Origin of the sequence: Stieleria maiorica, from assembly GCF_008035925.1 — a bacterium.
GTDB classification, from domain to species: Bacteria; Planctomycetota; Planctomycetia; order Pirellulales; family Pirellulaceae; genus Stieleria; species Stieleria maiorica.
Genome location: NZ_CP036264.1, coordinates 626,836 through 648,459, shown reverse-complemented (window position 1 = coordinate 648,459; position 21,624 = coordinate 626,836). Strand labels below are relative to the sequence as shown.

General features: G+C 60.6%; 18 protein-coding genes and 1 pseudogene. 10 read left to right on the top strand and 9 right to left on the bottom strand.

Annotated elements, in window-relative coordinates:
* Window positions 1-4: 4 nt before the first annotated feature.
* Complete coding sequence (locus Mal15_RS02030; RefSeq protein WP_147866221.1) at window positions 5-1,477, bottom strand: alpha/beta hydrolase; 1,473 nt, start codon at window positions 1,475-1,477, stop codon at window positions 5-7.
* Window positions 1,478-1,890: 413 nt separating this feature from the next.
* On the opposite strand from Mal15_RS02030, the gene Mal15_RS02025 reads away from it, so the two are divergent.
* The 7 genes from Mal15_RS02025 (at window position 1,891) to Mal15_RS01995 (ending at window position 12,400) form a co-directional block, all read left to right on the top strand.
* Window positions 1,891-4,134 carry an FAD-dependent oxidoreductase gene (locus Mal15_RS02025; protein ID WP_147866220.1) on the top strand — a complete coding sequence of 748 codons (2,244 nt, stop codon included), beginning with the start codon at window positions 1,891-1,893 and terminating at the stop codon, window positions 4,132-4,134.
* A 341-nt stretch (window positions 4,135-4,475) separates the two neighbouring features.
* On the top strand, window positions 4,476-5,714 hold the full coding sequence (locus tag Mal15_RS02020) for a matrixin family metalloprotease (protein ID WP_147866219.1): 1,239 nt from the start codon (window positions 4,476-4,478) through the stop codon (window positions 5,712-5,714).
* 20 nt (window positions 5,715-5,734) lie between these two features.
* Window positions 5,735-6,316, top strand: coding sequence for an ECF-type sigma factor (locus Mal15_RS02015; protein WP_147866218.1), 582 nt, complete (start codon window positions 5,735-5,737; stop codon window positions 6,314-6,316).
* A gap of 85 nt (window positions 6,317-6,401) precedes the next feature.
* A complete protein-coding gene (locus tag Mal15_RS02010) occupies window positions 6,402-8,828 on the top strand; it encodes a serine/threonine-protein kinase (protein WP_147866217.1) in 2,427 nt (808 codons plus the stop codon).
* 244 nt (window positions 8,829-9,072) lie between these two features.
* Complete coding sequence (locus Mal15_RS02005) at window positions 9,073-9,828, top strand: CYTH domain-containing protein (protein WP_147866216.1); 756 nt, start codon at window positions 9,073-9,075, stop codon at window positions 9,826-9,828.
* Window positions 9,813-10,502, top strand: a complete 690-nt coding sequence (locus Mal15_RS02000) for a DUF4956 domain-containing protein (protein ID WP_147866215.1) — start codon at window positions 9,813-9,815, stop codon at window positions 10,500-10,502. The genes Mal15_RS02005 and Mal15_RS02000 overlap by 16 nt, the downstream gene beginning before the upstream one ends.
* A 53-nt stretch (window positions 10,503-10,555) precedes the next feature.
* Window positions 10,556-12,400, top strand: coding sequence for a CotH kinase family protein (locus Mal15_RS01995; protein ID WP_147866214.1), 1,845 nt, complete (start codon window positions 10,556-10,558; stop codon window positions 12,398-12,400).
* Window positions 12,401-12,598: 198 nt separating this feature from the next.
* Here Mal15_RS01995 and pgm read toward each other — a convergent pair whose 3' ends face one another.
* Window positions 12,599-14,242: a phosphoglucomutase (alpha-D-glucose-1,6-bisphosphate-dependent) gene (gene pgm / locus Mal15_RS01990; protein ID WP_147866213.1), complete on the bottom strand. Its 1,644-nt coding sequence runs from the start codon at window positions 14,240-14,242 to the stop codon at window positions 12,599-12,601.
* A 201-nt stretch (window positions 14,243-14,443) separates the two neighbouring features.
* On the opposite strand from pgm, the gene Mal15_RS01985 reads away from it, so the two are divergent.
* Window positions 14,444-14,623 carry a carbon storage regulator gene (locus Mal15_RS01985; protein ID WP_147866212.1) on the top strand — a complete coding sequence of 60 codons (180 nt, stop codon included), beginning with the start codon at window positions 14,444-14,446 and terminating at the stop codon, window positions 14,621-14,623.
* Window positions 14,624-14,745: 122 nt separating this feature from the next.
* Here Mal15_RS01985 and Mal15_RS01980 read toward each other — a convergent pair whose 3' ends face one another.
* The 5 genes and pseudogenes from Mal15_RS01980 to pdxH all read right to left on the bottom strand — a co-directional run bounded on the left by Mal15_RS01980 (window position 14,746) and on the right by pdxH (window position 17,894).
* A complete protein-coding gene (locus Mal15_RS01980) occupies window positions 14,746-14,952 on the bottom strand; it encodes a hypothetical protein (protein ID WP_147866211.1) in 207 nt (68 codons plus the stop codon).
* Between the two features lie 11 nt (window positions 14,953-14,963).
* Window positions 14,964-15,152, bottom strand: a pseudogene (locus tag Mal15_RS34970) (hypothetical protein); the annotation flags it as partial.
* A 173-nt stretch (window positions 15,153-15,325) separates the two neighbouring features.
* The gene (locus Mal15_RS01970) at window positions 15,326-16,198 is read right to left on the bottom strand and encodes an SHOCT domain-containing protein (protein WP_147866210.1); all 873 of its coding nucleotides are present in this window, start codon (window positions 16,196-16,198) and stop codon (window positions 15,326-15,328) included.
* A 281-nt stretch (window positions 16,199-16,479) separates the two neighbouring features.
* Window positions 16,480-17,217: a hypothetical protein gene (locus Mal15_RS01965; RefSeq protein WP_147866209.1), complete on the bottom strand. Its 738-nt coding sequence runs from the start codon at window positions 17,215-17,217 to the stop codon at window positions 16,480-16,482.
* Window positions 17,218-17,249: 32 nt separating this feature from the next.
* Window positions 17,250-17,894, bottom strand: a complete 645-nt coding sequence (pdxH, locus tag Mal15_RS01960) for a pyridoxamine 5'-phosphate oxidase (protein WP_147866208.1) — start codon at window positions 17,892-17,894, stop codon at window positions 17,250-17,252.
* Window positions 17,895-18,007: 113 nt separating this feature from the next.
* Between pdxH and Mal15_RS01955 the strand changes: the two genes are divergently transcribed.
* Together Mal15_RS01955 and Mal15_RS01950 are read left to right on the top strand one after the other, a co-directional pair.
* The gene (locus Mal15_RS01955; protein ID WP_147866207.1) at window positions 18,008-18,778 is read left to right on the top strand and encodes a YqgE/AlgH family protein; all 771 of its coding nucleotides are present in this window, start codon (window positions 18,008-18,010) and stop codon (window positions 18,776-18,778) included.
* Window positions 18,779-18,917: 139 nt separating this feature from the next.
* Window positions 18,918-19,355, top strand: a complete 438-nt coding sequence (locus tag Mal15_RS01950) for a S1 domain-containing protein (protein WP_199773799.1) — start codon at window positions 18,918-18,920, stop codon at window positions 19,353-19,355.
* A gap of 254 nt (window positions 19,356-19,609) precedes the next feature.
* Here Mal15_RS01950 and Mal15_RS01945 read toward each other — a convergent pair whose 3' ends face one another.
* The gene (locus Mal15_RS01945; protein ID WP_147866205.1) at window positions 19,610-19,969 is read right to left on the bottom strand and encodes a flotillin-like FloA family protein; all 360 of its coding nucleotides are present in this window, start codon (window positions 19,967-19,969) and stop codon (window positions 19,610-19,612) included.
* A complete protein-coding gene (locus tag Mal15_RS01940; RefSeq protein WP_167546585.1) occupies window positions 19,966-21,486 on the bottom strand; it encodes a TlpA disulfide reductase family protein in 1,521 nt (506 codons plus the stop codon). Before Mal15_RS01940 ends, Mal15_RS01945 begins: the two co-directional genes overlap by 4 nt.
* Between the last annotated feature and the right edge of the window lie 138 nt (window positions 21,487-21,624).

The following is a 21,624-nucleotide window of genomic DNA, read 5'->3' as shown; positions in this document are numbered from 1 at the left end:
CGGTTTACGGTTCCAGACGGCGGTATTTCAGCAAAGATGACTCGGCGGGGAGCGATTTCTTAGCCGAATTCCCCGCATTATCACAGACAGTGGTCCCCAAAGGGGACGGGGTTTGATTCGGCAAAGTGTAGAACCGCTGTCCCCAGCTGTTCTCCCCTAAAAGCGAAGCGTAACACTCCGGACGCGTGTGAAACGGAGTCGTCCCGGATGAGGGTGATTGGGTTGTCTTCGATGTTGAGAGTGTCGACGTCCTCTCCGAGGTCGTCGCTGGGGAAGCTTCGCTTCCGAGGGCGACGAGTTCGGAGAACACGTCGACAGGGGCGTCAAAAGGGGGCGGGGATTGATTCGGCAAAGTGTAGAACCGCTGTCCCCAGCTGTTCTCCCCTGAAAGCGAAGCGTAACACTCCGGACGCGTGTGAAACTGAGTCGTCGCGGATGAGGGTGATTGGGTTGTCTTCGACGTTGAGAGTGTCGACGTCCTCTCCGAGGTCGTCGCTGGGGAAGCTTCGCTTCCAGGGGCGACGAGTTCGGAGAACACGTCGACACTGCCCGAGCCGATGGTGACGCCTTCTCTCCCTTCGATTTGCTCCGTCGCGTCGGCGTCGCCGAGATAGCGGTCCAGGAAGCTGAGGATCTTTTGCCGGTAGGCTGCCGGGTTGTGGTGGAGCAAATCGACGTGTCGGGCGCCATCGACCAGCCACAACATCTTCGGCTCTCGCGCGGCGTCAAACATCGATCGTGTTTCGGCGACGGTGGTGTGTCGGTCGTCAGTTCCGGAAAGGATGCAGACCGGACAGTCGATTTCTGCCATGTGGTCGATCGGCCGAAGTTCGCTCGGTGAGATGCCCAGGCGGGGTTGCAGCTGAAGCAACAACAGGGACGCCGGAATGGTTGCAAACCGACCAAGCCGGGCGGCGACGCGATTGTGGACGGCATCGCGAATGTCGGGATAGACCGCTTCGAGCACGAGGGCGTCGATGTCCAGCGGAGACGCCAGCAGAGCCGCCGCCCCACCGAGCGACACCCCGATGACGCCGATCGGTTGCCCCGGGTGTTCACGCCGCGCGAATTCGACCGCGGCGCGAACGTCATGTTGTTCCAGATATCCAACCGTGATCGCCTCTCCCGGGCTCTCCCCGTGCGCCTGCAAATCGATCAGCACCGTCGCGTAGCCCGCATCATGAAGCATCCGAGCGCGATCGAGCATCTTGAGACGAGAGCCACGTATCCCGTGAAGCAGAACGATAACTCCCTTGCTCGCATCGGGCCGTGTCTGCCAGCCGGAGATCATCGCTCCGGAATCGCTGGGCACACTGAAGGCGGTGGCGTTTATCTCCTGTGGCGGAGCACCGATGATGCGCGGGTTGGGCGCGATCAGGACACCGGCGAACATCCAAGAAGCAGCCAAGGCGACGGCGATTACGCATGACGTCGCGACCATCGCGCGGCGGAGGAGTCTTCGTCGCAAATGCCGCATCGATTCAATCCCTCGAGTTCCTTCGCCGTCGCCCGGTATGACCACTGGCCCCACAGTATACTTGCGGCTTCACGCTACCGATGCAGCAGCTCGCTGGACAGCGTCACATCGTGCGGTATCGAATCCAAAACAAGCACGCAGCGCCAGCAAGTGACTCTCTCACTTGCGCTTCGAGCTTGTATTGCTCGAAAGGTGGAGCTATTCAGCCAGGCACTTCCCGTCGATCAAACACAGACAACATGCTTAGGCAACCCCCGTCCCGTTTATTGCGCTACGAGACGGCAGCGAAGAAAACCCACAGATGGCAAAGCGTACCCACGGATTCCAGGTTGCATGACATCCGTGGGTACGCGCTGCCATCCGTGGGGTATATTCGTCGTAATGGCCCCTTCGTCCGAACGTAAACTGGTAACATGCTGCGATCCACTGCTCACCTTCCCTTGCTGCTCATCGCGACGCTGACCGTCGCGACTCCGTTGTCGTTAAAATGCCATGCCCAAACCGCTGCGACCGCCGTCCAGGCCGACGTGTGCGTTTATGGCGGCACGTCAGGCGGCGTGGTGGCGGCCGTCCAGGTGGCGCGGATGGGAAAGCGTGTGGTGCTTGTCGAACCGGGGCGGCACCTCGGCGGGATGACGTCGGGAGGATTGAGTGCCGTTGATATCGGCGACCCCCGCAGCGTCGGCGGACTCGCCCGCGAGTACTTCACGCGGTTGGTCGCGACGTACGGCAAGGAACTGAACTGGGGGCAACCGTTTCGAGGCAAGGGCGGACCCGCCACCGGCGGAGCCTATTCGATCGAACCGCATGTCGCCGAACAGGTCTTCGATTCCATGGTCGCCGAAGCCGGCGTCGTGGTGCTTCGGGAAGCGCGGCTGGAATCGGTGCGCAAGAGCAACAATCGCATCGGTGCACTGGTCACCGAAGACGGCCGGTCCGTGTCGGCAACGATGTTCATCGACACGACCTACGAAGGCGATTTGATGGCCGCCGCCGGGGTGTCGTACACGCTCGAGCGTGAAGGCAACGCGAAGTACGGCGAACAGTACAACGGGATTCATTACGCCGCGAAGTATGCACCTCGCACCGACCACCCACAGCCCGGAAGCAACGGCCGCGTGCCCGGCGGGCAAGGCGTCTGGGATCGCGACTTCCCACTGGATCCCTATGTCGTCAAAGGCGACCCGTCCAGCGGGCTGCTGCCGCTGGTCAGCGAAGGCGCCCCTGGCAATCCCGGCGACCCTGCCCCGGGAGTGATGGCATATTGTTTCCGGCTATGCCTGACGACCGACGCGTCCAATATGCTGCCGATCGAAGCACCGGAAAACTATGACCCGAAACGCTATGAACTGGTCGCCCGATTCATCGAGGCCTGTCTTGAAAACGGCGACGAACTGGACCTGCGGTGGTTCAGCAAACACGATCCCCTGCCCAACGACAAATGGGATTTCAACACGGCGACGTTCGGCGGGAACCTGCCGGGAGCGAGTTGGGAATGGCCGGAAGCCAGCTACGACCGACGCGAGCGAATCGCCAAGGAAATCGAAAATTACCACCGCGGCTTGTTCCACTTCCTGGCAACCGATCCCCGAGTGCCGGCGAAGCTGCGAAAGGAGACACGCCGATTCGGATTGCCCAAAGACGAATTCACGGACAACGGTGGTTGGCCGCATCAGATCTATGTCCGCGAAGGACGACGAATGGTCAGCGATCTGGTGCTGACCGAGCATCACACCTTTGGACGTGAGATCGCGCCGCGGTGTATCGGCCTGGGGTCGTACGGCACCGACGTACATGAAATCCGCCGCATCGTCAAAGATTCCGTCGTCATGCGTGAAGGCAAGGTTGCGTCGGGGCGCGGCGGTTATGGCCCATACGACATCGGGTACGGCGCCATCGTGCCAAAGCAGGCGGAGTGCGAAAACCTGTTGGTCACGTTTGCACTTTCCGCCAGCCACACCGCGTTCGCCAGTATTCGGATGGAGCCGGTTTTGATGGTGACCAGTCAATCAGCCGCGACCGCCGCGTGCCAGGCGATCGACGCGAACGTTTCGGTCCAGCAGGTCGACTATGACAAACTGCGGAAACGTCTGATCGCCGACGGCCAAGTGCTGGAGTGGAAACACGGCAAAAAAAAGCCGCCCCGCCGAACAGTCAACTCCGCCGACCTGCCGGGGATCGCGGTGGATGATGACGAAGCGGTGTACACCGGACATTGGGTGCAAAGCTCCGGAGTGCCCCCGATGATCGGCAACTCCTACCGGCACGATGCCAACACCGATCGAGGGAAGAAATCGGCAACGTTCGCCCCCGACGTTTCCACCCCGGGACGTTACGAAGTGCGACTGTTGTACACGCCGGATCCCAATCGCTCGTCAGCGGTGAAGGTCGTGATTCATTCGAGGGAAGGGATGAAGGTCGTTTCGGTCAATCAGAAACAGCCGGCAATGGTTGATGGAATCCCTCGCGCACTGGGGGTGTTTGATTTTGACGCTGGCAATTCCGGACGAGTGATCATCACGAACGAAGACGCCGACGGCTACGTCAACGTGGACGGAATCCAGCTGGTGCCGATCGAGATCGCCAAGGACGAACGGATGGGGAAACGCCCTTCGGGGTATGTGGAACCGCCGTCTCACCGGACAACGCAACGTTGATGTAGCTTCTGGAAGTCGTGCGGTTTTTCATCTCTACGATTTCTGTCGTACAGGCTCGTCATCCTCCCTGCCAGGCATCGGTGTCTCCACAAGTCGGCTCGCAATCGAGGACATGGCTCCCCTCTCCCTAAAACAGATCGCGCAAAAAACTGCATGACTGTTAATTCTCAACTTGCTGCCCAAGCCCCTCGCTTCGCGACGTCGGGCACGATCGTGTCCGTCGTTTGGCGGAAACCGACAGTGCAGTGTTTTTTGTGTGAATCGAGTGACATTCGGGGCAGGAAAGCATCCTGTTGCGGGGAAGGCCCATCCACAACCGAATTCCCGAGACATGCAATCCGATGCCCGAATCACGATTCTTACAACGCCATCGTCTTCGAAAACAGCCACGTCAACGCCGTCAACTATCCGTCCAGTCGCTGGAGCCGCGACGCGTGCTGGCGGCCAGCTTGGGATGGGACGGACCGGGGTTGGGCAGCGCGGAGTTGACGTACTACATCGCCAACTCGCCGGATTCGCTTTCACAGGCCGAGACCGATGCGGCGATCGAAACGGCTCTGGATGCTTGGGCCAGCGTGGCAGACCTCACGTTCACTCGCACCGAACAAGCCGGGCTGCGTGATTCGATCGACATTTCATTCACCAACATCGATGGCGTCGGCGGCACGCTTGCCCAAGCCTACTTTCCCGACGACGTGAACCCGGCGCGGATCGCCGGCGATATCCAATTTGACATTTCCGACGCCTGGGAAGTCGGCAATTCGCTCGGCAATCAAGCGTTCGATCTCGTCTACGTCGCCGTCCACGAGATCGGCCACGCGCTGGGCCTGGATCATTCCGATATCGAAGACAGCGTGCTGGAACCGTTCGTCTCGGCCGGCCAAGTGTTCACCACGCTCGAAGCCAGCGACGCCGCAGCGATCCAGCAGTTGTATGCTGCGGCCGACGAGGAAACGCCCCTGACCGCCGAAGTCGACGATGAGACGAGCGACAAAGTGGATGACTCGGTTGACACGGACGAAGAAACCACCGACGAAGAGACCATTGATGACGGGGGAGTGACGGACGACAGCGGCGATGACGCGGAGCGCGGCTTCCGCCATCACCACTTCGTCGTCAACGTCGGGCGGTTCGGCAAAGACGCCGAGACGCTGATCACACGATTCGACACCGACGATGACGCCGCGTTGTCGCAAGACGAGGTGCCCGAGCGGTTGTGGGACAAGTTCGTCGACATCGAAGCGGATACCGATGCCGACGGCTTGGTCACGCTGGCGGAACTTGAGACCGCCTTGACGGCCGCGCGCCAAGAAGCGTTTGACGAACGAGACACCGATGCCGACGGCCTGTTGACCGAAAGCGAAGTCTCGGAGCGATTCTGGATGCGGATTTCCGCGGCCGATGTCGACGAGGACGGCGGCGTGTCGTTTGAGGAGTTGGAAGCCCTGCGGGAACAGCGACTGGCCGATCGAGCCGACGACGACGCCGATCGATTCCGCCGACAGCGGCACCCGCCTCGGCACGTTCGACGGGTGGACCGCGTGTTCGCCATGTTCGGACGAGCCGCCCGCAGGCGGTAGATCATCGCTAGAATGCTGGAATGGTAAAAAGCGAAGTCAGTCAAATTCTGCACCAGATCGAGAACGGGGACCAGCATGCGGCCAGCCAGTTGTTGCCGCTGGTCTATGAAGAGCTGCGCCGGTTGGCATCCAACAAGATGGCGCAGGAGAAACAGGGGCACACGCTGCAGCCCACTGCGCTGGTCCACGAGGCGTTTGTGCGGTTGGTCAGCGGAGAGGCCGACGGCGATGATCCACACAAGTGGGATGGTCGCGGGCACTTCTTTGCCGCCGCGGCCGAATCGATGCGCCGCATCCTGGTCGAAAGCGCCCGCCGACGGAATGCTCAAAAGCGTGGCGGTGGGATGCAGCGTTGCGAGTTCACCGAGGACGACGCGATTCTGGACCACCAGGACGACGCCACCCTGTTGTCGCTCGACGACGCCCTGACCAAACTTGCCGCCGAGGACGCGGAACTGGCAAAACTGGTCCAGCTTCGCTATTTCACGGGGCTGACGATCGAAGAAACCGCCGACGTGCTGGGCGTCTCGGCCAGGACCGTCAAGCGACATTGGACCTACGCACGAGCTTGGCTCCGCCGCGCCATGGACGCCGAGGAATAAATTTGGCCCGGTCTTACTGCCGATCACGCATGAACCGCCGGACGAACTGTTTTCCACCCCCATCACCGATCGGCACAAGAAATCCATGAGTCACCCGAGCCCACGCACCGTTTTCCTGGAAGCCCTGGACCAGGAAACCGCGGATCAACGCGAAGCCTACTTGGCGTCGGTTTGCGGTGACGATGCGGAGTTGCGTGCGTCGGTGGAATCGCTGTTGGCCGCCCACGAGCGGCCCGCCAATCCGCTGGATCAGAGTCCGCTGACCAGTCCGCTGGACCCGACGCTGGTCGCCGATTTGGCCGGACCCTCCGAGCACATCGGCATGACGATCGGCGTGTATCGATTGATGGAGCAGATCGGCGAAGGCGGATTCGGTCTGGTGTTTGTCGCCCAGCAAGAAAAACCCGTTCGGCGCAAAGTGGCCTTAAAGATCATCAAGCCCGGAACCGGTTCGCAGGAGGTGTTGGCTCGCTTTGACGCCGAACGCCAAGCCGTGGCGATGATGGATCATCCCAACATCGCGCGTGTGTTCGATGCGGGCGTGACCAAGGACGCGCGGCCGTATTTCGTGATGGAGTTGGTTCGCGGCGAGCCGGTCACGGACTTTTGTGACCGCCACGGACTTTCCTTGCGCGATCGATTGCAGTTGTTTCAAGACGTTTGCGCCGCGACTCACCACGCGCACCAGAAAGGCGTCGTCCATCGCGACCTGAAACCATCCAACGTGATGGTCACCCTGCACGATGACAAACCGGTCGTGAAGGTGATCGACTTTGGGGTGGCCAAAGCCATGGGACAAAGCCTGACCGACGCGACGATCTACACGCGATTCTATTCGATGATCGGAACACCGCTGTACATGAGTCCCGAGCAAGCGGCGATGAGCGGGTTGGACGTGGACACCCGCAGCGACATCTATTCCCTGGGCGTGTTGTTGTACGAATTGCTGACCGGCACGACGCCGTTTGATCGCAAGCGACTCGATTCGGCAGGCTATGACGAAATGCGGCGGATCATTCGCGAAGAGGATCCGCCCAAACCCAGCACCCGGTTGACCACGATCCAGTCGCTGAATTCACCGACCGTAACCGCGCCGCGCGAGTCCGAGCCCCAGGCTCTCAAGGCGGCCGCCCGACGTGAATCGATCCCCAGCGACCTGGACTGGATCGTGATGAAGGCGATGGAGAAGGATCGCAATCGGAGGTACGAATCGGCGGCGGCGATGAGCGCCGATGTCAGGCGTTTCTTGTCGGAAGAGCCGATCGAAGCGCGCCCGCCTTCGCGAGGCTATCGGCTTCGCAAGTTCGCCGCACGCAACCGCGCGGCGTTATTGACTGGTTCCTTGGTCGCCGCCGCCCTGGTCGTCGGCACCGCCGTCAGCCTGTACCAGGCTTCGGTCGCGATCGCCGAACGCAACGAAAAAGAGATCGCGCTGCGGGATGCGATCAACGCGCGTCAGGAGGTGGAAAGTTTTACCGAACGGCTCAAGACGGCGAACGTCTTGCTCGGCAACGCCCGGTCGTACGAAGATTCACAGCAGTATGCCGCCGCCGATGCGGCCTACAGCGAAGCGGTCGACTTGGTGCCCAACTACTATCTGGTTTGGGTGCAGCGGGCGGCGCTGCGGGGACGGTTGCATTTGTGGGACGAAGCGGCCGACGACTTTGCCGCCGCGATGCGTTTGGAGGCTCCGATCGATAGCCGCCAGTGGGAGGGAGCCGCGGCGATCTTTCACTTGGGCGACCGGACGGACGACTACCGAGCGATCTATTCGCGGCTGATGGAACCGCCCACCGACAACCCTCCGCCGCTGAACTTCCATTCGATTCGCGCCTGCCTGATCTCCCCGGCCGATGTGCCCGACGCACGACAGTTGGCAGCGGAAATCGAATCGATGCTCGCACGCTCCGCCGGACCGCCCGGGGGGCCGTGGGGACCAGGCTCCTGGGGACGCCCGAATCGCGATCGCGACTTCCGACGCGACGGGACTGACCGCGGCCCCAGGCCTCCCGGACCAGATGGGTTCGATTTCAATCGCCCCGAACCGGGTGAGCCACCGCCGGCTGGTCCTGGATTCTCCGGTCCCGAGCCAGGTGGTGGGCCGCGACGTCCGTCGTTCGAAGATCGCGTACCGCAGAGCGTGATGCAGTACGTCGCGGCGTGGGCCAGCCTCCGCGCCGGCGAAGAACAAAAAGCGTTGGAGCACCTGGATGCGGCGTCGAATTCGCGCGGCCCCAGCGGCGACATGGTGCATTCGCTGCGCGCGATCGCACTGCATCGGACCGGGGAAACCGAACAAGCCACCGCGGAGATGCGGCGGGCGGACAACGCGCTGGACAAGGCGATCAGTGAAGCGATCGAGTCACCCGACCGGCGCAGGCCCTGGATCGATTTGCTGGAAATGATCATCTTGCACCGCGAAGCCACACGCGAGGTGTTGGGGACCGACGCGGAATTGGATCCACGGCTTGTCGCGGCCCAAAAAACGGCGCGAGATCTGTTGCAACTGTAAGTTGGTCTCTCGCAGCAAGGTTCTCGGGTAGCGGAACTCGCCAAGAGTTTCGCACCGACGCGGTGACGCCGCACAGCGGACCGAAAGCCTTGGCGGCTTCCGCTACGACGCGGAGCGGCGGCTTGCCAAATCTGTCCTCGAGAAATGTACGAATTTTTTTGGCCCACTGTCGGCCTGCGGCACGCATGACGTCCTGACCGAGCGAAAGGCTCGAAGAAACGGAATGCTCTTGCGAGGAACCGCCTTGAAATCCACACCTCAGTTCCAGTGGGTCTTTGCCCTGGATCGCCCAACCGCCGACGCGTTGGCCGATTCCGCATCACGTCAGATGCCGGCCGGCACGCACCGCCAACACGTCTCGGACTGCTACTACGAACCGGCCGAGGGCACACAGCGGGCCAAGGCGAAACTTTCTCGCCGACGACAGCTCCGCGTGCGGCGGGTCGACCGTTGCTGGGACGTGTCCCTGGAACATGTCAGCTGGGATGGCGAGCTGCGTTCACTGCGTCAAACCACGGTGCCGTCCAACGAATTGGTGTGCCTGGATGCGTCGAACATCGATCCGGCGTGGCGGGGTAAATGGTTTCACAAAAAACAGCTCAAGCACGACTTGGTCCCTTCGCTAGAAACCTGTTTCGATCGAACCACCTGGAAACACCGAACACTGGACGGCGAGATTCGGCTGACGATCGATCGCGAGCTTCATGCCAGCCGGATCCAGACGCCGTCGAACCGCCAAACCGCTTGCGTGCCGACGATTTTGGTGCGGATGAATTTCGCCGTTTCATTGCCAGCAACTTTCAAAACGCTGGTTTATGAGTTCGCGTTGTTGCCCGAGCAACCGACGGTCTTGTTTGACCTCGCCAACGCGGCACTCGCGAAGGCTTCGATCGACGCCACGCAAGCCGACGCCACGATTGCCGATCCCCTGAATTCAACCAAAACGACAAGCACTTTGTTCGGCTCCGGCCGAGAGGTAACGACATGCCAAGTTGGCTAACCGATCCGATCGACACCACCGCATGGATGGGCACGCCGGGTGACAGCGACGCGCTGCAGATGGCGTTGCGGTTGGGTGCGGCGTTCTTATGCGGATGTGTGATCGCTGGGATCTACTGGGCCGTGCGACCGCGCGAGCAGTTCATGCCCACGTTCCCGGCGACATTGGTCTTGCTGGCCATCCTGTGTGCGATGTTGCCACTGGTGATCGGTCAGAACGTGGCTTGGGCGTTCGGCCTGGTCGGCGCCCTGTCGATCGTCCGTTTCCGCACGGTCGTGGAGGACACCCAAGACATCACCTTCGTCATCTTCGCTGTTTTGACCGGGATGGCGGTCGGTGCGGATCAGATGACCGTCGCGGTCGTCGGCATGGCGGTTACCGGAATGGCTGCGTTCCTGTTTCGCCCCAAAGGTTCAAACGGACCGTCCTTTGACCGAGGAGCGAAACTGCAAATCCGACTCGGCGCCGGACGTGACCCCGACGTCGTGTTCAAAGACGTGTTTGCTCAGGCGCTCCGCCATGTGCAACTTTCCGCCGGGGCAACGAGCAAGCAAGGCGCATCGATTGATTTGACCTATCAGGTCTGCTTGCAACCCGACTTCGCACCGACCGATCTGATCAACCAATTGAACCTGATCGAAGGCGTGCAAAGCGTCGAACTGCGTCAGAGTTGATCTTGTCCTTCGAAACCTCTCACCTTCTCCCAAAACCAACTCAGGAGTCTTCCATGAAAAAACTCACGCTCACCGCGCTGGTGATCACCTCGACCGGGATGCTGGTCGGCGGGCTCGTCTTCTCACAACCCCCGGGCTCGTTCGGCTTCGGCGGCCCCGGTGGCTTTGGCGGACCGCCCGGCTTTGGAGGACCTGGCGGCCCCGGCGGCCCGAACCGTGAAAAACGCAAGCTGGTCGAGGAACATGACAGCGACGGTGACGGCTGGCTGAATCAAAGCGAACGCGCCGTCGCTCGCAAGGCCCTCGAATCGGACGATCGCGGCGGATTCGGGCGTCGTAGAGGTCCGGGGGGCGGACCCGGCTTTGGTGGACCCGGTCGACGAGGCCCCGGAGGTCGCGGCGGCAACATGCAACCCGGTACACCGGGCCCGACGGTCACAGCGGATTCCGTCGCTTCCTACAGCGACAAACCGTTGTACGACACCGGCGTGCTGCGAACAATCTTCTTGGAGTTTGAAGACAAGGATTGGGAGGAGGAATTGGAAGCGTTCAAGGAAACCGATGTCGACGTCCCCGCGCAGATGCTGGTCGACGGCAAACGTTATCCGAACGTCGGCGTTCACTTCCGCGGCGCATCCTCCTACGGACATGTTCCCCGCGGCAGCAAACGCTCCTTCAACATTTCAATGGACATGGCCGATGAGGATCAGCGGATCGACGGCTACAAAACGTTGAATCTGCTGAATTGCCACGGCGATCCGTCGATGATGAGTTCGGTGCTGTATTCGCACATCGCACGCCAATACATCCCCGCCCCCAAAGCCAACTTCGTGCACGTGGTCGTCAACGGAGAAAGTTGGGGGCTGTACAACAGCGTCCAGCAATTCGACAAACAATTCATCGCAGAGAACTTTGACGGCGCCAAGGGAACTCGCTGGAAGGTCAGCGGCAGCCCCGCCGGCGACGGCGGACTCCGCTACTTGGGCGACGACCTGGAAGACTACAAGGCACGGTTCGAAATGAAGTCCGACGACGGCAAGAAACAGTGGTTGGCGCTGATCGAACTGTGCAAGACGCTCAACGAAACGCCGCTCGATCAGCTCGAATCCGCACTCGAACCGATCCTGGACATCGACGGCACGCTCAAGTTCCTGGCCTTGGATGTCGTGCTGGCCAACAGCGACGGCTACTGGACGCGGGCGAGTGACTACAACTTGTTCCGCGACAAAGACGGCAAGTTCCACGTGATGCCCCACGACATGAACGAAGCGTTCGCGTTGGCCGGCCATGGTCCCGGCGGGCCGGGTGCCCGAGGGCCGGGTGGGCCAGAAGGCCGTGGGCCGGGAGGTCCCGGCGGACCAGGCGGTGAACGCAGGGGAGGCTTTGGCGGATTCGGATTCGGCGGCTTTGACTTCGGGCCTCCGCCCGCTGATCGTCCGCCGGTCGCTGACGGCGAACCACGCGACCAACGTCGCCGTGGCCCCGAAGGCGGCGGACCGGAAGGACGCGGCCCCGGTGGACGTGGACCGGGTGGCCGTGGACCGGGTGGCCGTGGACCGGGTGGCCGTGGACCGGGACACGGCAGCGTCGATCTGGATCCGCTGGTCGGCCTGGACAACGATCGCATGCCGCTGCGAAGCCGCTTGCTGGCGATCCCTCATTTGCGTGAACGTTACTTGCAGTACGTCGACCAAATCGTCGAGGAATCATTGTCGTGGTCGAAGCTCGGACCTGTCGTCAACGACTATCGCGACTTGATCGACCCGCTGGTCAAAGCGGACACGCGAAAGTTGGACACCTACGACGCCTTCGTCGCGGCAACCGGCACCGATGACGGCGGAGAGCAAATGTCGATCCACAAGTTCGCCGTCGAGCGAAGCGAGTACCTGCGGAAATAGGCGGTCGACACCCGAGCCGGAATTAAACTAACCCACGGATGGCAGCGCGAACCCACGGATCCCTGACTGCTCACCATCCGTGGGTTCGCGCTGCCATCCGTGGGTTTTATTCGTTGCGACGGACCAGCGTGAAAGCGAGGATCCACCTTCTGGCGAAGGTAGCTACGATTTACCTACGCGCGGAACTGTCGGCTCAGGTCAGCCGGCCAGAGCGTCGGAGACGATTTGCTTCGCCTCGGTTTGGATCCGCTGCAGGTGCTCGGCTCCCACAAAGCTTTCGGCATAGATCTTGTAGATGTCCTCGGTTCCCGAGGGTCGGGCGGCGAACCAGCCGTTTTTCGTGACGACCTTCAGCCCGCCGATGGCAGCCTTGTTGCCGGGGGCTTCGGTCAGACGTGCTTCGATCGCGTCCCCGGCCAACTCTTGCGAGCGAACCGATTCGGGACTCAATGCCTTCAGCGCGCTCTTTTGTTCCGGGGTCGCCGGTGCATCGATGCGGTCGTAGACCGGGGCGCCGAATTTTTCGACCAACGCCTGGTAGTGCTGCCCGGGATCCTTGCCGGTCTTGGCCAGGATCTCGGCCGCCAGCAAGTCCATGATGATCCCGTCCTTGTCGGTGGTCCAAGTCGTTCCGTCCATCCGCAGGAACGAGGCTCCGGCGCTTTCTTCACCGCCGAAGCCCAACGAGCCATCGACCAGTCCGTCGACGAACCACTTGAATCCCACCGGGACTTCGCACAGCGTTCGGCCCAGGTCCGCCGCGACGCGGTCGACCATCGAGCTAGATACCAGTGTCTTTCCGACCGCGACATCCGCGCCCCAGCCCGGACGATTTTGGAACAGGTACTCGATCGCGACGGCCAGGTAGTGGTTCGGATTCATCAGCCCCACCGACGGCGTCACGATCCCGTGTCGGTCGTAGTCGGGGTCGTTACCAAAGGCGATGTCGAAGCGGTCCTTCAAATCGATCAGCCCGGCCATGGCCGACGGCGAGGAACAGTCCATGCGGATCTTGCCGTCCTTGTCGACTCGCATGAAGGAGAACGTCGGATCGACACGCCGATTGACGATTTCGATATTCAATCCATAGCGATCGGCGATCGGCTGCCAATAGCCGATTCCCGCACCGCCCATGGGGTCGACGCCGATCCGTAGGCCCGCCGCCTGGATGGCGTTCATGTCGACGACGTTCTGCAGGTCGTCGACGTAAGGGGTGACGTAGTCGTGTTCCTTGACGAACTCCGACGCCAGTGCGGCCGCAAGTCCGATGCGTTTGACGTCGGCCAACCCGTTACCCAGGATCTCGTTCGCCCGGTTCTGGATCGTGGTCGTCGTCGCCGCGTCGGCCGGTCCGCCGTTGGTCGCGTTGTACTTGAACCCGCCGTCGGACGGCGGATTGTGACTCGGCGTGATCACGACGCCGTCGGCCAATCCTTCGCTGCGGCCTCGGTTGTGCACCAGGATCGCGTGCGAGACCACCGGCGTGGGCGTGAAGCCACGCTGGGCGTCGATTACGGTGGTGACACCGTTGGCGGCAAACACTTCCAAGGCCGACGAGAAGGCGGGTTCGGACAGCGCGTGCGTGTCCATGCCCAAGTACAGCGGTCCGCTGATCCCCTGGGCCGACCGATACTCACAGATCGCCTGGGCGATGGCCAGGATATGGTGCTCGTTGAAGCGGCCGGTCTTGGAGGTGCCGCGGTGACCGGAAGTGCCGAATTCGACCGCCTGAGCCCGTTCGCTGGGGTCAGGTTTCAGCGTGTAATACGACGAAATCAGCCGCGGGATGTTCTCAAGTAGGTCGATCGGAACGGGCTGGCCGGCAAGTTCGTGCAACGTCATGGTCGGATCTCGTTCGGAGGAGTGGTTCGCTTTGGAAGCGGTATCCTAACATTCCTCGTGCCCCCAACGACGCCCCAGGCCGGCGATGCCAGCCAATCGGCGCCCTTCGTGGGACAATCGCAAAAAAAAGCACGATCGACCGTGACAATTGCGTCAACCTTTCGGCCTACTCCAGAAGAGCCAAACCCACGGAGGAGAGCCATGTTGGTGTTGTCAAGAAAACTGGGCGAGCGGATCGTTGTCAATGATGAAATCCAGATCGTCGTCTCGCGGATCAAAGGCAATCGAGTTTCCATCGCCATCGAAGCCCCGAAATGGGTTTCGATTCAGCGCGGCGAGCTGACGGTGCCGGCCGCCGAGCCCGAAGAAACCGTGGGATAGGCTTCCAGCCTGGCATTTCAGGCTTCACCCTGTCAAATGTAGCTACCTTCGCCAAGAGGTGGATCCCCGGTGATTTCCACGCTCGCATCGAGCGTCGCTACATCACAACTCATGTTGTCCAGCTAACCGTCGCTCTCGATCACGCCTCGCATCTGAACCGAGACGTCCGGGTTTTCGTATACACGGTCGATCATCGCCGCATAAGTGTCGGCAAACCGCGGACTCGACGCCAGATCACCAAACACCGTCGTGAGTTTCAAGAATGAAAGCTTGTCATCCTTGGTCCCGCTGGCGGCTTGGCACAATTCCTCTTTCGTCTCGTCGACCACTTCCAGACGTCTACCGTAAAGATCAACAAGTTGGCCCAGTTGTACAGATCGGCCATCGAATCGCTGGCGATCTTGTGCAGATACGTGTACAGACTCAGCCGGGTCTGCACCGCGATCGGCACCGCGATCAACGTCCAGCTGGCAATCGCCAGGCAATTTCCGATCAACAGCCCGATTAAGATGTCCGTCGTGCTCGCGCCCGCCGATGGTTGGGAGACTAGACCTGCGATTATACCGGAATGTGAGGTGTCAAACGGCGACTTTCGCAGCGCGAGCCCTCTCTGGCGTTTGCTTGCTGCGCAAACGCCGTCTCTCCCAGATGGAGAGAATCTCGACCGGTTGCCTGGCGACGCGAACAGGGCAATTTGGTTGATTACAGGCGAGCCAACAATTCGCTTTTCTTGTTGGCGAATTCTTCATCGGTGATGTAGCCCTTTTCTTTGAGTGCCCCGAGTCGTTCCAGCGTTTCAATGACATCTTCGCGAGACTGCGGGGCCGTGCCGGAGTCGCTCGGCGCGTTGGGCGTTGAACCGTTCGACGGTTGGCTTTCGACGGGAGCAGCGTGGCTTTGCGTTGGGGCGGGGCCGGTTGACATCGAAGGCGACGCGGGAAGCGTGCCGTCGCGCGAGATCACCGGTAGCGTTGAAAGATCGACTGTTCCGTATTGGCTGGTCAACAGGATGGACTGTCCACCGCCTTGTTGCTGACTGAATCCGCCGATCTGATGGTCCAACGTATCATACACCCACGGCGTGCCTCCGGTCGTCACCGCCAAGCGATGCTTGTCGGCAAAGTAGGCGTAGCGAAGACTGTTCTGCGACCCCAGCGAGGTCGGCGTCCCCAGTTCCCGCGGCCACCAGTTTGTCGTCGGATCGGGAACGAACAGGCTGTTGGCCGAGCCCATTTGCCCACTCGCCTGAGCCTGCGAATTCATCCCGCCCTGGCTTTGCGATTGAAACGAACCGCTGAAGGGTGTTGTTTGATGGTTCGCCAATTCGTTGGCGATGTCATTGCACAGGTTGTCGACGAGACTTTTCAAGTTGTTATTGAACAGATCGCTGACCATGGTCATGCCGCCGCGCATCCATTGGCCCGATCCGCAGAACTCGGGATGATTGAACTGGGCCATGGATCCGTTGCCGTAGTAGACGGCGGTCAACATGTGGGTCACCGCATCGGTGGAAAGGCCGTAACGATTGGCGAGAGACTGGACGATTTGCTGACCGGTCGGAGAAAGATTGGGCATCGTGGTTTATGGGTTAGAAATGAAGTCGTCACGAGCATGCCCCGATCAGACCTGCAGATAGCTCGCGTCGCCAGCCTTGGAGTCATTCCACAAACACGAGTGCTCAAAGTTCGAAGGAACCTTAGAGCGTACCAGATACGCATCGAAAATGAATGTCCCAAACCGGGAGGGATTCTCCATTCATTGAAACCCGAAGGGCACGCAAAAACCATGCGTTGACAAGCTGGAATCCTCTCCCATCTCGTTTTCACCCGTTGCCAGCGGGAACCCGCCCGGACGCATCAATTCTCGTCAGTCGGTGGTGTCTCGGCCGGCTGGATCTCAACCGGCTGGCTCGGCCGGGGTTGTTCGGGGCCTTCGAGCATCGATTGCAGCATCGGCATGACGACGCTTTGATACACGCCGCGGGCCATGGGATACCGCCTCATCAATTCGAACGTGTCATACAACTGTTGGCCGCCGACGGCATCGGTCGGCACGCGCATCTGACGGCCCTGCGCATCGACCATGACGGTTTCGTATTGCCAGGCTCCCGACTCATCTCGAGTCCGCAAGACATCCGACAGCTGTGCCGTATCGATATCGAAGGTGCCTTCACCAGATGGCGTTTTGCTGGCGTACTGGTCGACATCCAGCCCCAATGACTGGGCGATGGTCGACGAAACCTGTTGGACCGATTGTTCATTGGCGACCGACTCCAGTCGCTTGAGATTCCGTTCCAGCTCCGTCAACTTGCGCTGATCGGAAAGCTTTTCGGTCGCCAGGATCTGCGAGTCGACCGAACGCCGAATCTGTTCTGGCGGAACCTGCGGCGGCGGCACCTCGGCTTGTTGGAGATCCGCTTGCTCGTCAACGATCGGGGAGGTCAGTGACGGAGATGACGATTCATCCGCGGCGCTGGTGGCCGCCGTCGGGGGCAATGCCACATCGCCGCGGGGCACGTACCACACCAACAACACGGCCAACAAGCAGACGTGAAAGGCGAGTGAGATGACGATTGCTTTACGATTGCGTGTCATGTCGATCTGAAAACGTCGGCCGGCCACCGGTCTTAAGGGGAAAGCCGCTGAAGGATCCACCGTGAATCTTGTTTTCGATAACAAAGTCGGTCGTGCAGACGACTCTCACGGCCTTGCCAGAATTCAAACCGGCCGGGGGTGATACAGTATCCGCCCCAATCCTCCGGGCAAGGGATCTCTTTGTCGGCATACCGCTTCTTCAACTCGGCCAAACGTTTTTCTAACACATCGCGGGAATCGACGACGGCCGATTGCTGGCTGACCAGGGCGCCGAGCTGGCTGTCGCGCGGCCGACTTCGAAAGTAGCGGACGGATTGATCCCGCGATGCCTGAGCCGCGGTGCCTTCGATCCGCACCTGGCGCTGGACGTGTGGCCATAGAAAGCACAGCGAGACGTTGGGGTTGGAACGGATCTGCCCGGCCTTATGGGACTGGTAGTTGGTGTAGAACCAGAACTTGTCGTCGTCGAGCCCCTTGAGCAAGACGATGCGGCTGGTCACCCCGCCTTGCCCATCGCTGGTGGACAGCGTCATCGCGTTGGCTTCGACCCAATCCGGCAGCGGCCCCTCGATCGCCTCGCCCAGCCAGATGCGGAACTGAACCATCGGGTCCGCAGCAATGTCTTTTTCTTCCAGCCGGCCGAGCTTGTAGCTCTGCCGCATTTCGTAAAGGCTCATGGGCGTCTCTTCTCGGGGCGACTCGGTTGGCACGCCCGGTGCACTAAGAGGTCTCGGCGAATCTGCGAGCTGCCAATTTGGCAGCTCGCATTGTCTTGTTTATAGGTGAAGTCATGCAGGAATTGAACCCTCTCCAACCGTCAGAATCCATGATCGGAAAGCTGCTCGTTGCATCGACGTCTGTGCAAGACCCGGTGTTGAGCCGATCCGTTTCCCTGATCGTGCATCAGGATAGCGACAACGTGTTTGCAGTGCTGCTCAATCGCCCCATGACCGCTCCGGCGGGCTTGGCAAAACTGCTCGGATCCTCGGCCGGCAAGGCAACATCGGCGGGTACGAGCGATCCGATTGCGTCGCAGGGGCGGCTCGGGAAGTCCACTCCCCCCGCGGGCGAGGTGTCTTTTCCGACGAATTTGCCGGGGACGGGTTCGGAGGCGACGGGGCCGTCCGCCACGAACTCGACGCCGGAAAACAAGCATGCGTTGGCCGCCCAGGCGGCTGCCGAGGCATCCAAGTCGCTGGGGACGATCCATTTCGGCGGCCCGCTATCCGGTCCGGTCGTGGCCGTTCACAACTCTAGCGAGCATGCCGAAGCACAGGCGGGAAAGGGGATTTATGTGGCCGCCCAGCGGGACATGTTGGAGACCCTGGTCCGACAACAGCCGGGACCGTTCCGCTTGATCGTGGGGCACCTGGGCTGGACCAACGAGCAGCTTCGTGCCGAACGTGAAGCGGGTTTCTGGCACATGATCGATGCCACCGATGAAGACGTCTTTGCGGGCGACCATGAACTGTGGCCGACGGTCATTCGCCGGGCGACCACGCGTTCGCTGGCCAACTGGCTGGGGATCCCGGACACACCATTTGCCGCAGAGGTGAATTAGTTCGCGCGCAGCTTGCGTCGACGCGGCCGATCATCGGCCAGGAATTTCGGCTATCGCGGATCTGCATTCTTGGTACCTTTGGAGCACGTTTTAGCGGTCTAGCCCCCGTCCCGTTCCATCCTTGTGTTGCCCGTTTGCCGTGTCCGAAGATCAACCCCAACCGACCGAAGACGAACGCCCCAAAAAATTTCGGATCACCCGCAAGCGTCTCGGGACGATCCGTTTCATCGACCCCAAGGGTGATTACGGCTTCATCGAGGCGGAGGACTTTCGCGAGGACGTGTTCTTTCACCACACCGTTTGGCAGTTCGGGGGCGCGGAATCAGAGGGGCCGGTCGAACTGCGTCAAAACAACTCGGAGCAACCGCGAAAGCTGGTCCCCGAAGAATTGGTGACGAAGTTTGTCGAGTTCGAGATCGATGACGAGATCTTTGAATCGGAACAGCGTCTGCGTGCCAAAGCGGTCCGATTGACCAAACGTCCCAAGGGCCGAAAGCTGTCGGGCCGCGACGCGACATTCAATGTCGTCACCCATCACCCCAAAGCACGTCGCAAACGCCCCGACTGGCGGAATTGAAACGCCGAGAACTGCTTGCCACCCCAGTGCTCTGTCAGCATCAAATCTTCGGGTTGCGTTTGTCGAGCGGATAGGGGGTCAGGTACGAATGGCACGGGCATAAGCGCTGGTGTCTAGCTTTTAGGCGATTCTCGGTCGCTGCTTCACAGCGACACTGGGCGGCTAAAGCCTGAACACCGGCGATTGCTGTGTCCCTTTTCCGCGGCACCCTAAGTTTGAAAGTTGACGCAGCACTCGCGCCGCCGATACCGAGATCAGGCGACCAGCTCCGTGTGCAATAGCTCGTCCCAAGTCACGTCGCGGTCGCTCCGCCGGGCGAGACACAGCGAGTCGGTCAACTTTTCAATGTCCGCGCCTTTTCGATGAGCGTCTTCTAATTGTTCAACGGGCAAGTCGACGCCGACAGAGCCGGCCTTGATACGCTGTTCGCAAATCCTTCGCACGGGTGCGTTCCTCAGCCGCATTCCCACGATCTTGAACAGTGGCACCGGTGTGCCGCTTAGAAAACATTGCAGCCACGGACGAAACATCGCAAGAAGTGTGATCGCGATGGTGATGAAGAATACGAGTATCAGCAAGATGCCACAAAGCAGCACGAGAGCCTGAGTATTCATGACGTCTCAGGACTTTCCTCTGCTTCAGGACTTTCGGCGGGCCCGATCAACTCCTCCAACAGCGCGGGCAACGTTTCGCCGCGAGCTTCCAGCGAAACAATCTTGCCATCTTGATCGACCAGGATGGCCGTTGGAATTACGGTGATATCGTACCGCTCGGCCATTGACTTCCCCTTGGCGTCCGGATCGTAGATCGAAGGCCAGGGGATTTCGGCCGAGTCAATGTATTCTTCGGCCTTGTCGCGATCGCGGTCCAAACAAACGCCGACAACATCGAAGCCGCGGTCATGATAGGCTTCGTACTGCTCTTTGATGTTGGGGATCTCGCGTCGGCAGGGGCCACACCACGACGCCCAAAAATCGACCAAGACGACTTTGCCTTCATAGTCTGTCCAGTCGATCGGCTCGCCGCTGATTAGCACTCCGTCGACAACGATCGGCTTTCCGATCAGGTCAAGTTTCGCTTGAAGTTTGTCGGCCGAGCGTTTCAAACTTGCGATCGGGGACTTGATTTTCGGATCGTCTTCGCCACGTTGCTGAAGAAGATCTGCGAACTCGCGGTACACTCTGACCGCGGTGTGCGGATTTCCGGCCTGGCGAAAGGAGCTTGCCAGCCCGTTGGCGATGCCCAATGCAAGCGGTTGCGGCAGACCATCGACGTCTTCGGCGGCCAGTGCTTTGGCGTCCTCGATCAACTGGTCGATTTCTTCATCGGACATCTCGCTGACGTTTTTCGATCGTGCCTGTAGTTGATTGATCCGAGGCAATAATTTCATTAAAGCGGAATTGGGCAGCGTTGGCAGGGCCGCCGACTGGGCAGCGGGTGAAAGGTCGATCTCGGAACTGTCCGAGGCCTCGACACTCCGTGCGGGTTGAATTCGGAAGTCGCTGAACGTGACGTCGACTTCATCGGGAATCGTCTTCACGCCCGAGATACCCGCGTGAAAGTTGCGGCCGGCGGGGACCTTCGCGGTCCCCATTTCGTGCCACTCCTCGCCGACATGGCGGACGAGTCCCCGGACAATCGATCCGCTGATTTCCAACCGCAATTCGACATCCCGGGCCGCGTCGAGCGGGTAATCGGCGAACCGTCCCATCCGCGTCCGCTTCGCATCGATGCGTTGCTCGAAGTTGGTGTAGAAAGATTTTTTGCCGTTGCGGATGAAGCTGGCGCGTTCCAGCCGGATGTAGCTCCGCAAATCCTGTATCAGTATCAAACCGCCGCTGACGTAGGCGTAGGGCAGTTCCGGTAGCGGCAGATTGCCTTGCACGATGACCGAGACGGAGTGATCGCCGCTGATCGAACGCAGGACGCGGGGGGCATTCATGCGATTGCTTTCCGCGTCCAAACCATGGGGGCCGGGACCAAAACCAACCGTGACGCCGTTCTTTCCCACCTGGAAACGGCAATCGCCATCCGGATCGACCATCTGTCCCCAACCATCGATTGTCCCGTACAAATGATCGGCCGCATGGGCCGACGGAATCAGTAGACAAATCAACAGGGACGCGTTCATCAGACGTATCATCGTGGCCCTCGCCGCCGGCGTTTGGAAAAGTGTCTCCTCTTAATAAAAACAGATTTGCGGCGGGAACATGGCGGCGAAAGTCGGAAAAAACGCTGAAAATCCTTTTCAGCACGTCGCCATCGCACC